The following is a 16,009-nucleotide window of genomic DNA, read 5'->3' as shown; positions in this document are numbered from 1 at the left end:
CACACCCCTTTCCGACATCGGTCGGGATGGTTAAATATTGTTTCCATGACCCTCCCGGCCGCTGCCGGAAGGCGCGGGCCCTAAGCGCTTCCGCCACCTGAGAAGGTCGACCACGACCGCAACCCAGAAGACGAGAAGGAGAACGGCGGCGGCGTTTTCGAGTGTAATAACCGGTTGTGGTTCTCCCTTCCGGGCCTCTACAGTAACTGTCCGCACCTCGGAGACGGGCGAGTGCATGTTCTCCGCATTGAGAGATGAAACATTCAGGCGGATTTCCGCCCTCCCCCCGCCCGCGGCCGGGGCCCGGATGTAGAGCGTCGCCGATGACTTGCTGCCCGGACTGAGTCTCGCAAGGGTGGTTCTTTCCATTATGAACTCCCAGCCCCGGCGTCCGAGCTCTTTTTGATTCTCTATGCTAATTCTGAAGGAGTCGATTGAATTGCCCGTGTTCGTCACGGCGATTTCCAACCCCGCCACCCCTCCGGGACCAACGGGATACCAGTCCCTGACGGGCTCGACGGTGAAGCAGCAGTATGGTTGTATTACTATGGACGCCATTGTACTCGCAAGGTCCAGGAAATATCCATTGAAGGCCATTCCGTTGATTGTCAGTGTGGTGATCCCGGGCTCGCCAGCTCCGGGAGGGACAAGCACCGTGGCGACGAAGGCCTGCGGCGAGGAATTCGTGAAGACCATGTTTCTCGGAAGGATGTCGGCGTCCCAGCCCCTATCCGTGCTGGCGTCCAGGGTGACCTCCACGGGCCCGCCGGAGTCATCATATACGGAGACGCTTCCGGTGAACCGGACGATTTCGCCCCCGTCGGGGGTCGAGTTTGCGGTCCTAGTGGTTTCGTCTGTCCGAATCAGGAGCGCCGGTGCCCAGCCCACCATGAGCCCCCTCGAGGCGCCATTGTCCCCGGGATTCGCGTCGCCACAGGGGGCGCCGGCCTCGACCCGCAGGGTGTGCTCCCCGAAGCTGAGGGAGGTGGCGTCCCAGATATACTCGACATGGCCGGAGTTGAACGGCTCGTCGGCGGCAAGAGTCCCCGCCAGAGGAAGGATGCACACGAGCCGGCCGTCAACATAGATGCTGACATTGACCGAGCTGGCCTCGCCCGGGCCCCTGTTGTGCACCGTGGCGCAGACATGCAGATAGTCCGGGAGAATGCACTCCGGCGCGGGGTCGCCCCACAGCGTTGTGATGGTGATATCGTCGTCGGAGAGGTAAATGTCCGGAAGGAGCGGCGGCCCGTCCCCGGAGGAGTTCTGCTGAAGGGTCAGGAGGGTCAGGAATATGGCTGTGGCGCAAAGCGCGAGCCCTCTCCTGACCGGTCCGGCCATTCCCCCAGCCCCGCTCATCCTGAAAATCGGTCATGCGGGTATATATTGAAATCGGTGCCTCTTTTTACCCTGGCCGGGAGGCGGGTCATAAATAAATTAATAACCGGCGCGGAGCATTGACCACCGGTGGTTTGCCTGCCCCTGGTTCCCCGGTTCGAGCCCGAGATGGCCGAGGCGATATGCCGCTTCATAGGCCATAGGGTCGAGCAGGCTGGGGCCTCCGGGGTGGTTTTCGGCCTGAGCGGCGGTCTAGACTCGACCGTAGTTGGAGCGCTCTCTGCGCGCGCACTCGGTGAGGAGAGGGTGCTTGCGCTCCTAATGCCCGAGAAGAAGCCGGCGCCGGAAGCTCTTCTGGCGGTGAAGTGGCTTGGTGTTCCGCACAGAATCGTTCCCATCGGCGAGCTCGCGGCATCGGTGCTTGAGGCGGGCGGGGCTGGCGCGCGTGCGTCCTCTGCGGCCGGGGGAGGGGGGAGGCGAGCGGGCGGAGGGGGTCAGGGACATGCCTCGAGGAAGGGTCGTGTTGCGGGAAAAGGGAAGGGAGGAATGGTGACGGACCCGAGGCTCGCCGCGGGAAATGTAAAGGCGAGACTGAGGATGATTCTGCTGTATCTCGAAGCCAACCGCTCGGGGAGGCTAGTGGCCGGGACTGGAAACAAGAGCGAGATTCTCACGGGCTACTTCACAAAGTACGGCGACGGTGGAGTGGACATCCTGCCCATCGGCGACCTCTACAAGACTCAAGTCAGGGCCCTCGCTGAGTGGCTTGGTGTTCCCGAGAGGATAAGATTGCTGGTCCCCTCCGCAGGCCTCTATCCCGGCCAGACCGACGAAGGGGAGCTCGGCATCTCCTATGAAGAGCTCGACAGAGTCCTCCTCGGCCTCGAGTTGGGGCTCGGGCCCGCTGAGATCTCACGCAGAGCCGGAATCACGCAAGAGAGGATTGCGAGAGTGATGGCGCTAGTCAGAAGGAGCGCCCACAAGAGACTATTTCCACAGATACCCAAGCTCGCCATCAGGACCGTAGGGCTGGACTGGCGAGAGGAGCTCTTGCACGCAGGGGACAGGGAGTAGCACGCCAGTAGCCGTCCTCTCTCTCGTCGGGGACCAGCCAGACCGTCAGACTCATCCGAGGATTTCCTTGTAGACCCTCAGAATTCTGTCGACGACCTTAGGCCAGGTGTATCTCTCGAGGACAAGCTCGCGCGCTCGCTCGCCCATCCGCGCCCCCCGGGCCGGGTCAGAGAGGAGCGCCGTGACGGCGTCCGAGAGCGCCCGCGTGTCCCCATAGGGAACTAAGATGCCCGTGGTCCCATCGTGAACAACCTCTGGCACTCCCCCCACGGCCGTTGCCACGACGGGCCTGCGGCACATCGCTGCTTCGAGAAGAACGATGCCGAAGGCCTCCCACTCGCTCGGCAGCACGAGCAGCTCGCACCCCGCGATTGCGGCTCTATATATTTCTCTCTCTGACAGGAAGTCGATGAATCTGACCCTCGCCTCAAAACCGCCCCGGCGTGCGGCCTCCTCAAGCCTCTCTCTCATTCCCCAGTCTTTCCCGACGAGCACGAGTTCCCCATTCCAGCCCCTGAATATATCCGGGAGGGTCTCGAATAGGGTCTCCAGCCCTTTGTTGCTGGCAAGCCTGCCCGAGTAGAGTATGTAGGGCCTCTCGACCCCGCAGCGCTCCTTAAAGAGGCTGGGGTCGGGCGCCTCCTCCCACTCGCCGGGGTCGATTCCAGTCCCGATTGTGGTGCACTTCGTGGCTGGGACGATTGAGCTCAGATACTTCTTCTCGAGCTCCGTCATCGTCAGGACCCTGCTGGCCCACGAGTATATCCCTGCGCTCGAGTAGAGGTCGTAGAGCTTGAGCAGGACGCGTGTCCTCGCGCCCTCCCTCCTCTCCGCCGGATGATAGTGGGGCGTGACGACCAGAGGCCTCTTGCGCGCTCTTGCGGCCGACGCGGCCGCCTCCAGCTGGAAGTAGCGGTGGGAGTGGGCGTGGTAGATATCGCATCGCTCGCCCAGGAGGCCGGAGACCATATCCGGAATGACGAGGGTGCTCCAGCGCCTCGAAAGCGGGCGGATGTAGGCCCTGTGCCTCACGACCTCGATGCCGTCGAGGGAGCCCGCTCCACCGGTGCCTCTCCCTCCTGCCGGCCACTCCCCCCTCACCCAGGGCGTCTCTGTCAGGATGTCCGAGGTATGGACTACGACCTCGTGGCCCCTCCTGACCAGCTCCTTCGATATCTGCATAACGTGCTCCTCCGCCCCGCCGGGCGCGGCGAACCTGAAGCACGCCTGAGCGATTCTCATCGCCCTCCCCCGCCCACACTCCGCCCCTTCCCTAATAATCCTCTCCCGGTAGGCCCGTGAGTCTCTTCTCTCATCTCCCTTTCTTCTTCAATCCCCCTCTACCCATCTCGTGCCCCTCCCCACCCACTCCGCCCGAGCTTTGGTTTCCCTCCGCCCATACCCAATCCCTACCCCATCTTTCCCTCAAGGGCCCCTAATAAAATTCTATAATTCCTGACCAACGCCTCCAAGGCCTCGGCCCTCTCGCCCTCCGCGCCGAGCGCCAGAGCCACCCTGCAGAGCAAGATAACAGTCCTCGCCTTGAGCCAGAGTCTCCGGTCCACAGAATCACTTCCCGGAAAGGCGAGCCCGGAGAAGCTCCGCCGCGGCGCGCGCCGCCTCCTCCGCCCTTTCCGCAGAAATGCCGCCGAGCTGGGCGAGCCTGTCCCTCCCCCCGCCTGAGGCGCCCAAGCAGCCCGCGAGCTCTCTCGCAAGTTCTCCCATTCTGAGCGGCACCTCCCCACCCGCGGCGAGGACGAGGGTGCCTTCCAGCTTGCTCGAAACGGCGCACACCGTGCGTGGGTCCCCTGCGAGGGCCGTGGCGAGCTCTCTCGCGAGCTCGATGTCGACTTCCTCGGAAATCGCCACAAGAGAGAATTCCCCGACCCTCTCGGCGAGGGGCCTCCTCCTCTCAGCCATCTCGCGCGCGGTCCTCGTTCTGAGCGCCTGGACCTCCTTGCGGAGCGCCTTCCACTCCTCGAAGAAGCGCCTAGCGCTCTTCGGCAGCTGCTCCGGCGGGACGCTGAGCTCGTTCGAGGCCTCGTGCAGCAGTCTCTCCATGTGCTGAATTCTCGCTAGGGCCGCGAGGCTGGCGGAGTACTCAAGCCTGACGACGCCGTCCTGAATTCTCTCCGCTCTGGTGATTTTTATTAGACCGGCCTCGCCAGAGGTTCTGGTGTGTGTCCCGCCGCAGGCCTGGGAGTCGAAATCGCCTATCCTAACCACGCGAATCACCCTGCCCGTTGGGGCCCCGCCCTGATATAGGAGGAAGCCGTACCTTTTCTCGGCCTCCTCCCGGGGGAGCTCGAGGAGCTCGACGGGCAGGTTGGCCGCCACGACCTCGTTCGCCACACGCTCTATCTCGTGGAGCTGCTCCATCGTCACCCTGTCGTAGTGGGATATATCCACGTGGGCCCCGCTCTCACCCTTCTCAGCCCCGGCCTGCCAGACGTGCGGACCCAGAACCCGCCTCGCCGAACCAATAATGATGTGCGTGGCTGTGTGATGCCTGCTGTGGGCCATCCTCACTCTCCAGTCGACCTCGCCCCTGACCCTCTCCCCCTCCCTGAGCCCCAGCGGCGGCTCTAGGACGTGGATGATTCTCCCGTCAACCTTCTGCACGTCCACCACAGCGGCGCGCACCTTCACACCCTCTCTCTCGCCGCCCTTTCTCGGACCGGACCCCTCCTGCTGGAGCGCATCACCCATAGCTGCCTCCCCTCCCCCAGGCCTCCCGTGCGCCTCCGCAGCCTCTATCCACCCCTTGTCCGCGTGCTGGCCCCCGCCCTCGGGGTAAAATGCCGTGGCGTCAAGCACGACCTCCTCCCTCCCGCCGGACCTCCTGCTGAAAAGCACCACAGCCTCGAAACTCCTCAGGGCGGGCTGCTCGTAGTATAGTGCCCGGGTCGGGGGAATTCCCTCCGGCAGGGCGGGCCACCGCTCCTCCCTCGCCTGCTCTGCTGAGTGACGCTGGGCCACGAGAGCGCTGAATGCGTCCGGGACTTCGACGCTCACCCCGACCTCAGCGGCGGCGGCCTGCACGACCGAGGGGTGGATGCCGTGCGTGTCGTAGAGTTCGATCAGCTTCTCGAGCGTGATTCCGCCCCCGCATTCCCGCGCGAGCCTCCTCACCATTCTTGCGCCCTTCTCAGAGGTCTCTCGATAGCGCTTCGTCTCCAGCTCGAGCATCGTTCGGATGACCTCCTCCGTCCCAACGATTTTTAGAACGCCCTCCGTGGTCTTTCTATGCATAAATACGAGGTCGGCGAGAGGTGTCTCCAGCCCCAGCTCCTCCATCACGCGGAGGGCCTTGCGTATCACGAGCCTAGCCAGATACCCAGCCTTCACGTTCGAGGGGACTATTCCGTCGGCGAGCATGAGCAGGATGCAGCGGGTGTGGTCGGCGAGGGTGAACACCTTCTCGATGGGCTCGAGGAGCTCGACGAGCTCCTGGAGGCTCAGGTTGATTCCCTTACCCCTGAGGCGCTCGAGGAGGCCCTTTCTCTGCTCCATTAGTCTTGAGGTTGTGCTCACGCTCATCATTCCCGCGAGGCGCGCGTGCTCCGCCAGGACCTCGGGGTGGGCGCATTTCTCGGGCGGACTGACGCCAGATAGCTCGAACAGCTCCTTCAAAACCCCGGGGTAGATTGCGTCGTATATCGTCGGTGTACCCCTTGAGACCCACACGAAGCGCTCCAGACCGTACCCCGTGTCGACGACGGATAGGGGCATCGGTCCATACCTCTGTCCGTCCAGAACCACTGGCCCGCGGGGGTCAAGCCTCAGGTCCATGAAGACGAGGGTCGCGAGTTCGAGCCCCCCAACCATGACCTCTAGGGCGCTCCCCGCGTTGCCTCCGCCGGTCCACGGGTTCTCTTTATAGGTTATCTCATCTTCCGGAACGCCGAGCTCTTCGGTCAGGAGCTCGTGGCAGTAGGCGACGCACTCCTCTTTCCAATAGACTCTCCTCTCCTTTGTATTGAAGGCGTGGTGGGCCATCATCTCGAAGTTCGACAGGTGGCGGCCCGAGCGCCCGACGGAGTCGAGGTCTACGAGCCTTATGCACGGCTGGGAAATCGTCAGGGGATTGGCCGGGGGCGGGACCTCTCCGGAGGTCACGTGGGGCTGGAAGTCGTATATCGAGGCGTTGACTAGGAAGACGTCGTCCCTCCAGCGCGCCACGACCGGGTAGCGGCTAATTCGGGTGTGGCCCCTTTTTTCAAAGAATGATAGGTAGAGTTCCCTCATCGAGGCGAGGTCGTGCTTCTCCCTCATCTTCGGGGCACCGATGAAGGAATATTCCACGCACGGTGTGTCGCCGCATAGGGCGCGGGACCCGCCGGGGCTCCAGAAGGCGGAGCCGCAACTGGAGCACTGTCGCCTCTCGAATCCGCGCTCCCTGAAGAAATTCAGCTCGACCGACATGTCGCCCTGCGGCATACGCTCCTTCCCGCCATTCATCTTTTATATCACGTGATATGCGCGATGGGTATTTAAAACGCTTGTGACTCCTAGTCCCTCTGAAAACCCCGGCTAGCTGGCACTGGGGAGTTCAACTGGTCCTGCGCGATGAAATCATGGACGCAACGGAGAGATCCTTCGACGGTCTCATGTTCTCGGGGGGCTACCATTGCGAGCTCAGCCGGCAACGTGCTACAGGAGAAAAGCCACGGGCGAGCCCCACGGCCGGTGATATATAATAAAGAGCAGTTCCGTGGGCCTCGAGGACTTGCAAACCGGGCAGGGGGTCGGGCCACAAAAGAGAGAAATCACTCTCGACCTTTCGCCCAGATGTGCGAGCAAATATGTCGGGCCCTGTCTCAGCATTATGCTGGATAACATAAATTCCTCGAAGTATCGTTTCGCCCTGGAACTCCAGTGGGAGGTGGTCTCACCTTCGAAAGGCTCGGCTTCTGACCGGCCGGGGGAGGATAGCCCGCAGGACTGACAGAAGGCCGCATTGTAGAGTTGGTCGCCCGACTCGACGGCGCGGGAGAGGGGCCTCAGGCCGTGACGACCGACACTCTGTTCCCGGAGTGCGACATCGCACCACTCGCGGGGAGGAGCTGCGCAACTTATTTAATTTAATATTGTATAACGCCGTACGAGGTGGCGGAGAATGGCCCCGGGGATTGAGCCGCTGACACTGCTTCTGCAGCTCAGAAAGCGAGCCCGAAAGCGGGAGAGGCCCCTGCTCATGGAGGCCTTCGCAGACCGCCTAGCGGCGAGGCTGAGCGGGAGGGGCATGGTGGTCTTCGACGTGAGGGAGGAGAACCTGCCCTCGGCGCACAAGATAGAGAGCGCCACGATGTACTCCGTCGAAACCAAGAGACCCATGGCCAAGCTCACCTATGCCCTTTTGCCGGACAACAAGGTAGAGATACAGTCTTTCAACATCGAGGACTGGTCGGAGAAGGCCAGGGCTGGCCAGAGGCTTCTCAGATGGTTCGTCAGGTACATCGCAGCCAGAGGTGTCACCACAATCGCCGGGGGGATTTACAGCACGGACACAAGGACCGCGGACAAGCTCGACATGTTTAGGGCTGAGGGGTTCGAGATAAAGGAGATGGGCTCGATGGCGGGCCACACTGAGTACCAAGTGCTTCTGGAGCTATGAGGGCGCAATGAAGTTCATTATCGTTACCGGGGGCGTGCTTTCGGGTCTGGGTAAAGGAATCACTGCCTCATCGATCGGGAGGCTCCTGAAGAGCAGGGGCTTCTCCGTCACCGCGATAAAGATAGACCCGTATCTGAACTGCGATGCGGGGACGATGAATCCCTTCCAGCACGGCGAGGTCTTCGTGCTGGAGGACGGTGGCGAGGTCGACCTCGACCTGGGCAATTATGAGCGCTTCCTTGATGTGGACCTCTCGAGCGACCACAATATAACCACGGGGAAGGTGTATAAGGCGGTCATAGAAAAGGAGAGAAGGGGCGAATATCTGGGCAAGACCGTCCAGATAATTCCCCACATCACAAACGAGATTCTGCTCAGGATAAAAAAAGTTGCACGCGACTCAAAGGCCGATGTTATCATAATCGAGCTCGGCGGGACAGTCGGTGATATCGAGAGCATGCCCTTCCTCGAGGCGGCTAGGCAAGCGATAATCGAGGTCGGAAGGGAGAACGTGGTAGTGGTGCACACTACTCTCATACCCGTCTTGAGCATCGTCGGAGAGCAGAAGACGAAACCCACGCAGCACTCGGTCAAAGAGCTCCGCTCCCTCGGCATCCAGCCTGACATGATCGTGGGCAGGGGGAGCCGGCCGATGGACAAGGCAACAAAGGAGAAAATCCACCAATTCTGTGACGTGCCCCTCGAGGCCGTCGTCAGCGCGCCCGACGTGAGCAGCATCTATCAGGTCCCGCTTGTGCTGGAGGACCAAGGCGTGACCAACTACCTAATAAAAAGACTCGGGCTGGAGCCAAGGGGGGATGACCTGGCTCAATGGAGGGAATTCGTGCACAGGGTGATGAACCCCACCCACGCCGTTAGCATCGCCATCGTTGGAAAATATGTTGACCTCAAGGACTCCTACTTAAGCCACATCGAGGCCTTCAACCACGCCGGCGCCGAGCTCAGCACACGCGTCAACCTCATATGGGTCGAGGCTGAGGAGATCGAGAGGAGCGGGGCTGATGCCCTTCTGAGAAGGGCTCAGGGAGTGCTTGTTCCCGGAGGCTTCGGGGAGAGGGGAGCGGAGGGGAAGATACAGGCCATCCAGTACGCGAGGCAGGGCGGCATCCCCTTCCTCGGCGTCTGCTTCGGTTTCCAGCTCGCGGTCATAGAGTTCTGCAGGCACAACCTCGGCTACACGGACGCCAACAGCACCGAGCTCAACCCAAAGACAACACACCCAGTCGTTGACCTTTTGCCCGAGCAGAAGAACATTCAGGACATGGGTGGAACAATGCGCCTCGGAGCCCACAAGATAATCCTTAAAGAGGGCTCAATGGCTCATAGGCTCTATGGAACAACCGAGATATCAGAGAGACATCGCCACCGTTACGAAGTGAATCCAGAGTTCATCTCGGAGATTGAGAAAAAGGGCCTTCTTTTCACAGGGAGGTCGGAGGACGGCCGTAGGATGGAGGTGGCGGAGCTCCCCGGCCATCCGTACTTCATCGGTTGCCAGTTCCATCCCGAGCTGAAGTCCAGACCGAACAAGCCCTCCAAGCTGCATCTCGGGCTGGTCAGGGCCGCGCTGGCCGTGAAGCCTCCCGGATAGATTCACTCACCGGTCTTGTTCTGAGGAGTTCCCTTTTATGGGACCTGACGGGCCAGCGTCTCACTCCAACCCCGTAGACCGAGCGCTCACGGCTTGGGCGTGGGTCCTTGAGAGGGGGTTGGAGCCGCCGGTCCCCCACTCTTTACCGGCGGCCTCCTCCGGCTGGCGAGCAGGTACGCCGCTATCACCACCACGAGAAGCACGACCACGATGGAAATCGCCGCCACGCCTCCAACCATCGCTGTGTCCATCGGCTTCTGGTAGCTCACGCTCTTCCTCTGCTCGACCGTGTTCCCAGCAGCGTCCACGGCCTTCACCACGAACGCATTCCCGCCCTCCTTCAGCGGATACTCCTTCATGAAGCTGCCATCGGACCTAACATACACGAACTGGTCGTTTATCGACACACGCGACCCGACCTCGGCTTTTCCAGACACAGTTACCCTGTCGCCCTTCACAACAAGCTTGTCCAAGACCAGCTCGCTCTGAGTGTCGATTACCACCTCAAGCACCCTCACGGCCTCCTTGTTCCCCACATTGTCTACGCTGTAGTACTCTATCCTGTGCCTCCCGTCCCTGCTGTGGTCGGTCGCAGCCGCGATTTTCAGCTGCGTCCCCGTCTGCCAACCCTCCTCCGGCCCGCCCGTCGGGTCCACCCTGTAATAGGTCGCTGCTACCCCGCTGACCGTGTCGAGCGCCTTCAGCTCAACGTAAATGTCCTTGTTCTGCGGCTCCGAGGGACCGATGGCCTTCGTGGTGGGCGGGTCATTGTCCACGACGAGCTTCTGGGACCTCTCGGCCTCCTCGGTGTAGAGAAGGTCCACGCTCCTGTATCTAAGAGTGTACGGGCCCGCCTTCTTTATCATTATCGGGCCCGTGTAGGGGTTCATCGCACCCGTCTGGAATGTGTACTCCGAGTAGTTGACGCCCACACCGCTGTCCCGCGCCAAGAGGTGAATCTCCGTCTGGGATGTGATGAAGACCGTGTCCTCTTTCGTGTAGTTCAGACCCTTGAAAACTAAAGTCGTCGAGGGAGCGTCCGTGTCGACGAAGAACCATAGCTTCTTCGGCGACTCCTGGTTCCCCGCACGGTCCACGCTCCAGTAGCTGATGTTGTGGTGCCCGCCTATCCCCTCGTTTATGCTGCCGGTGTACTCGTCCTGCGGCCTGCTGTCAATAATGTAATAAATGTGCTCCACCCCGACATAGTTGTCCTTCCAAGTAAGGTTGATGAGGGTTGCCGGCTTTATGTAGGTCGGGTTCCTCCCGTAGTTCGGTGTCCCAAACCTCACCGTCGTCTCCGGTGGCGTGAAGTCTATCTTCGTCGATGTCCACCGGTCCTGCGGCGGCACCGGCTCAAAGTTCCCGGCGTTGTCCCTCGCCCTCACATAGAACGTGTACTCGTGCTTCTCCTTCCCCTCATAGTCCGCCGAGGTCTGCCGCGTCTCCTCCTGCCATACCGTGAACGGCTCCCCGTTGTCCGAGACATAGACCGTGTAGTCCTTGACGCCGGAGACGCCGTCCTTGCCAGTCCAAGAGACCTTGAACTTGGCCTCCGAACAGTAGGGCTCCAGAGCTATCATGTTGCTCGTCGGCGGAATCGTGTCCACAGTCGTCGATGCGTCGGGCTCGCCGGGCGCCTGCTCGATGTTCATCGCCCAGTCCCTCGCAATAGAGTAGAAGCTGTACTTCATCCCCTCCCTGCCCCGAAATACCGCACTCGTGTTGGGCGTGTTCGCCAGCCATATCTCGAACTCCTCGTCGTTCTCCGAAACCCAAATTGTGTAGCTCTCTATGCCGGCAAGGTCGTCCGTCCCCTCCCACGATACCGTGAAGTTCCATGAGTTGATATACTCCGGAAGCTCCTTCACCCTCGATATCGGGGGCGTCTGGTCAGTCACGAACCGCCAGACCTCCGACCACCGGCCGTAGCCGAAGTCGTCCCTCGCCCTCACCCTCCAGAAGAACTCGATTCCGAGGAAGGTGACGGTCGAGGTGTACTCCGTGCCCTTAATGCCCTCTTTGTCAAGGATGGGGTTGCTCATGTCGGATTTGGCAGAGACCTGCAGGTGGTAGGTCACTGGGTCGCCGTCGGGGTCCTCCGCAGGCTTCCACTTGAATGTCGGCTTCGGCACGGTTCCCTTATTATTCTCGGGGGACAGCAGCCCAACCATCTTCGGCTTGCCGTTGATCAGCTTCCTTCCTGCAATAATGTTCGACGGAACCGGCCCCGTTTCATAAAACATTTTCACCGTTCCTCCATTGGTCTCGGAAAGTGTGTTTCCATTCCGCCCGCGGGTATCTATCGTTCCAGAGCCCGTCAGCTTGATAGCGGATATGAGAACTCCTCCGCCTGCCCCGCCGCCGCCATCCCCGCCCTTGCCAGAGCCGTCAGAGCCGCCCGTCCCGCCTCCGCCGCCCGTTGTTGATATTAATCCGTTGATGACGACTTCCCCATCTGAGATTATGTAGACCGCACCACCGCCCGCGCCGCCGCCCCCGCCACCGCCATAGTAGCTCCCGGAACTCCCCCCGCCCCCACCGCTCCCCCTGAGCACACTGAAGTCCATGCTCGTGTCTCCGTTGCTACCGGGCACAGCGTAGCCTCCGTTCTGCCCGTTCTGGGCCGTGCCCGAGCCTCCCTTTCCGGCCGCAGGTCCGGCCCCGTCGCCTCCCTGTGTGTAGCCCCGGCCCGGCTTGCCCCCAGTGCCTCCTCCACCACCGCCGCCGCCGTCCGGGTACCAGCCCCCGCCTCCTCCTCCCCCGCCGCCAAAGCCCGTGCCGCCCTTTCCACCCGGGTAAGAGACATAAGTGGACTGGCCCCCATCGCCCCCTTTCGTCTCGGTTCCCGCTGTGCCCGCGGTTCCATAGGTACCAGCCGCCCCCCCCCCCCCCCCCCTCCCCCCCCCCCCCCCCCCCCCCCCCCCCCCCCATTGCTCCCTCCACCACCGCCCCCGCCCCATGTATAGCCGCTGTCGCCGTTCCCTCCCTTGCCCCCCACCCCTCCCTTGCCGCCATTGCCCTCGTTCTCAGTTGCCCCGCCCCCGCCACCGTACCCGCGTCCATCCGCCGCTATCACACCGCTCGGGCCGATGATTATCCACGGCGCCTCCAGCCATATCATCCCTGTGGATTCATCAACGCCGTCCCAGGGCTTGAGCTTCAGTGTGCCGTTTATTTGGACACTTCTCTTATATGTATGGCATCCTGAGAGCTCGTAGCTCTCCCCATCCGGTATGATGAGATCGTTGGCGTTGTCCGTGATTGCTCGAGGGGTGGCCGCATCCTCCACCCTCTCCGCCGGCACCGGCCATGGCACAGCGCCAAGCATCAGCAGTGCAATCACGAGTGTGCCTATTCTTTTAGCTATTGTCTTAGCCGGCATAGTTCGTCCCTCCATCAGACAACGAGCCATATACTCAGAATAATATTTTAATCTTGTCGTAGTTTGTGGGCCCTCGTGGGGCCCTCGGACGATTAAAAGCAGGGCGATTGAAGGTCGTAATTAGTGATGGAAACGGAGAGGGCTGGACCGGGTGGTAAAGTAGTGCTGGAGGCCTTTGCCTCCTGTCAGGGCGTGGCCTTCATGAGGGAGGGGGGATGGGGGGCGGCGCGGGTGGCGCGGCCTGTCCGTAGGGGGGCGCCTGCCCCGGCATCGTCCCGGAGGGCTTTCTCCTCCTCCGCACCATCCAGACCACGAGAAGGGCCACCACCACAATCACAACAACAACCATCGCGGCCAGCCCACCCGTCATTGACGTTTCCATGGGCTTTTGGTAGCTCACCCTCTTCGTCTGCTCTACGATGTTCCCCGCCGGGTCCGTGGCCTTGATTAAGAATTTGTTCCCTCCCTCCCTGAGCTCGAACTCCTTTTCGAAGGTTCCATCTGGCCTGACATACACGTTCAGGCTGTTGATGGTCACGACAGAACCCGGCTCCGCTTTTCCCTTTATGACCAGCCTGTTGCCGCTCGGCGAGAGCTTCTCAATGGTGAGCTCGCTCTCGGTGTCGATTTTGACCTCGATGGACTTCACGCTCTCTCGATTTCCGACATGGTCTACACTGTAGTACTCTATTCTGTGCTTCCCATCGTTACTGTGGTCGGGGAGCGCCTGAATCGTCACACTCGTCCCATTTTGCCAGCCCTCGTCGGGACCTCCCGAGGGGTCCACGCGATAGAACGTTCCGGCCACGCCGCTCTCTGCATCCATTGCCCTGAGCTCCACGCAGACGTCCGTGTTCTGCGCCACCGACGGGCCGTGCGCGGTGGTCTTCGGCGGCTCGTTGTCCACGACAAGCTTCTGGGATTTCTCCTTTTCCTCTGTGTATAGAAGGTCCACGCTCCTGTACCTCAGGGTGTGTGTCCCGGGTTTCTTGATTGTTATCGGACCGGTATACGGGCTCATCGCACCCATCTGAAGGGTGTATTCGGTGTAGTTCACACCCGCCCCTCCGTCCCGACTAACAAGAATTATTTTGGTCTGGGATGTAATATATACGGCGTCATCTTTGCTCCAGTTCGGTCCCTCGTAGAGCACGGTCGTGACCGGGGCGTCCGTGTCCACGAAGAACCAGACCTTCTTCGGCGTCTCGGAGTTCCCTGCGAGGTCGACGCTCCAGTAGCTCAGGTTGTGGTGGCCTCCGAGCTCCTCGTATATGCTGGCGCTGTACTCCTCTTGAGGCCGGTTGTCTATAATGATGTAGGTGTGGTTCACTCCCGAGTAGCCGTCCCGGAAGGTCAGGTTTATGATAGTCTCCGGTTTGATGTAGACCGGCTCCCTCCCGTAGTTCGGCGTGCCAAATCTGACGGTGGTCTCCGGAGCCGTGAGGTCGACTTTCGTCTTTGTCCACCTCGCGGGCGGCGGGACCGGCTCGATGTTGCCGGCTTTGTCGCAGGCTCGAACATAAAAAGCGTATTCGTGATTTTCCCTCGCCTGATAGACCGCGGAGGTCTTCGTCGTCCTATCCTGCCACACGGTGAACGGCTCTCCGTTGTCTGAGACATACACGGTGTAATTGCTCACGCCCGAGACGGCATCCTTGGCGCTCCAGGCGATATTGAGCTCGAGGTGGGCTGAGCAGGGTTCCAGCGGGTATATAAGGCTCGAGGGCGGTGTGGTGTCCACCGTCGTCGAGGCCTCCTCCCTGCTCTGTTTCGGCTCGACGTTCATCGCCCAGTCCCTAGCGACAGAGTAGAAGGTATATGTCCTGCCATCTTGACCGTGGAAAACCGCGCTGGTGTTTGGTGTGTTGGAGAGCCATATCTCGAAGGGCTCGTCGTTCTCTGAGACCCAAATGGTGTAGCTCTCCACGCCCGCGAGGTCGTCGCTCCCGTTCCAGCTCACCGTGAAATTGCTCGTGTTTGTGTAGGTCGGGAGGGGGTTGACCGAGGAGCTCGGTGGTGTCTGGTCCGTCACGAAGCGCCAGACCTCGGACCAGGCCCCGGGTCCGTAGGCGTCGCTCGCCCTGACTCGCCAGAAAAATTCCTTGCCGATGAATGACACTGTCGATGTGTACTGGGTCGTTTCTATACCTGTGACATCGAGAATCGGGTTGCTCATGTCCATCTTCGCCGAAACTTGGAGGTGGTACGTCACTGGGTCACCGTCGGGGTCGGTCGCTGCTTTCCATTTAAAGGTGGGCTTGGGCACCGTCCCGGTGTTGTTCGCCGGGGAGAGCAGGGATTCCATTCTTGGTTTTCCGTTGATGAGCTTCCTTCCGGCAAAAACCGTGCCCGACATTTCTTTGTAGTTGTAGCAGAGCTTCACCGTCCCGCCATTAGTCTCCGAGAGTGTGTCGAGATTTCTGCCGCGGGCGTCGATGGTGCCCGAGAATATCAGTTTAACGCAGCTCACCGCCACCCCGCCCCCGGCCCCGCCCCCGCCTGCGCCCGCGGTCGTGCCCCCGCCCGAGCCACCCTTTCCGCCCCCGCCCCCTCTCGTGGAAATTGTGCCGGCTATGGTTACCTCTCCGTCGCAGAAGATTGTGACCGCTCCGCCGCCCGCGCCGCCACCTCCGCCGCCCCCTCCGTAACTCCCGCTCGAGGTCGTACCCCCTCCACCACCGCCGCTGCCCATCCAGACCGTCAGGTTCATCGAGGTGTCGCCATTGGACTCCGGTGCCTGATAGCCTCCGTTCTTGCCGTTGTTAGCGGAACCGGGGGCTCCGCCGCCCGCGGACGGGCCACCTTTGCCTCCGAAGGGGCCCGCGCCATCGCCCCCTACGTCCCATTGGGCGGTCTTTCCTCCCGAGCCCCCCCCCCCCCCCCCCCCCCCCCCCCCCCCCCCCGGCCCCCCCCCCCCCCCCCCCCCCCCCCCCCCCCCCCCCCCCCCCCCCCCCCCCCCCCCCCCCCCCCCCCCCCCCCCCCC

The 16,009-nt window shown here is 61.6% G+C and carries 9 protein-coding genes and 1 pseudogene; 3 read left to right on the top strand and 7 right to left on the bottom strand.

What is annotated here, in order from left to right:
* Positions 1 to 30: 30 nt before the first annotated feature.
* Entirely contained in the window at positions 31 to 1,359 is a 1,329-nt protein-coding gene (coaT, locus tag QW379_00365) for a choice-of-anchor T family protein (GenBank protein MEM2868863.1), read from the bottom strand.
* A gap of 108 nt (positions 1,360 to 1,467) precedes the next feature.
* On the opposite strand from coaT, the gene nadE reads away from it, so the two are divergent.
* Positions 1,468 to 2,412 carry an NAD(+) synthase gene (nadE, locus tag QW379_00360; protein MEM2868862.1) on the top strand — a complete coding sequence of 315 codons (945 nt, stop codon included), beginning with the start codon at positions 1,468 to 1,470 and terminating at the stop codon, positions 2,410 to 2,412.
* Between the two features lie 51 nt (positions 2,413 to 2,463).
* Here the strand turns inward: nadE and QW379_00355 are convergent, their stop codons facing one another.
* The 3 genes from QW379_00355 to alaS form a co-directional block, all read right to left on the bottom strand.
* A complete protein-coding gene (locus tag QW379_00355) occupies positions 2,464 to 3,654 on the bottom strand; it encodes a glycosyltransferase family 4 protein (protein ID MEM2868861.1) in 1,191 nt (396 codons plus the stop codon).
* Between the two features lie 167 nt (positions 3,655 to 3,821).
* Positions 3,822 to 3,977 carry a hypothetical protein gene (locus tag QW379_00350; GenBank protein MEM2868860.1) on the bottom strand — a complete coding sequence of 52 codons (156 nt, stop codon included), beginning with the start codon at positions 3,975 to 3,977 and terminating at the stop codon, positions 3,822 to 3,824.
* A gap of 4 nt (positions 3,978 to 3,981) precedes the next feature.
* On the bottom strand, positions 3,982 to 6,852 hold the full coding sequence (gene alaS / locus QW379_00345; GenBank protein ID MEM2868859.1) for an alanine--tRNA ligase: 2,871 nt from the start codon (positions 6,850 to 6,852) through the stop codon (positions 3,982 to 3,984).
* Positions 6,853 to 7,531: 679 nt separating this feature from the next.
* Between alaS and QW379_00340 the strand changes: the two genes are divergently transcribed.
* Both QW379_00340 and pyrG read left to right on the top strand, forming a co-directional pair.
* Positions 7,532 to 8,029, top strand: a complete 498-nt coding sequence (locus QW379_00340) for a hypothetical protein (GenBank protein ID MEM2868858.1) — start codon at positions 7,532 to 7,534, stop codon at positions 8,027 to 8,029.
* Between the two features lie 7 nt (positions 8,030 to 8,036).
* Complete coding sequence (pyrG, locus tag QW379_00335) at positions 8,037 to 9,641, top strand: CTP synthase (glutamine hydrolyzing) (GenBank protein MEM2868857.1); 1,605 nt, start codon at positions 8,037 to 8,039, stop codon at positions 9,639 to 9,641.
* An 86-nt stretch (positions 9,642 to 9,727) separates the two neighbouring features.
* Here pyrG and QW379_00330 read toward each other — a convergent pair whose 3' ends face one another.
* The 3 genes and pseudogenes from QW379_00330 to QW379_00320 form a co-directional block, all read right to left on the bottom strand.
* Positions 9,728 to 12,211, bottom strand: a complete 2,484-nt coding sequence (locus tag QW379_00330) for a hypothetical protein (GenBank protein MEM2868856.1) — start codon at positions 12,209 to 12,211, stop codon at positions 9,728 to 9,730.
* Positions 12,106 to 13,041 carry a hypothetical protein gene (locus QW379_00325; GenBank protein MEM2868855.1) on the bottom strand — a complete coding sequence of 312 codons (936 nt, stop codon included), beginning with the start codon at positions 13,039 to 13,041 and terminating at the stop codon, positions 12,106 to 12,108. Before QW379_00325 ends, QW379_00330 begins: the two co-directional genes overlap by 106 nt.
* A 184-nt stretch (positions 13,042 to 13,225) precedes the next feature.
* A pseudogene (locus QW379_00320) lies at positions 13,226 to 16,009 on the bottom strand (hypothetical protein).

The sequence above is a fragment of the Thermoplasmata archaeon genome (assembly GCA_038851035.1).
GTDB lineage: Archaea > Thermoplasmatota > DTKX01 > VGTL01 > VGTL01 > JAWCLH01.
Note: the sequence above shows the minus strand (reverse complement) of the source record. Positions and strands in the feature narration are given on the sequence as shown.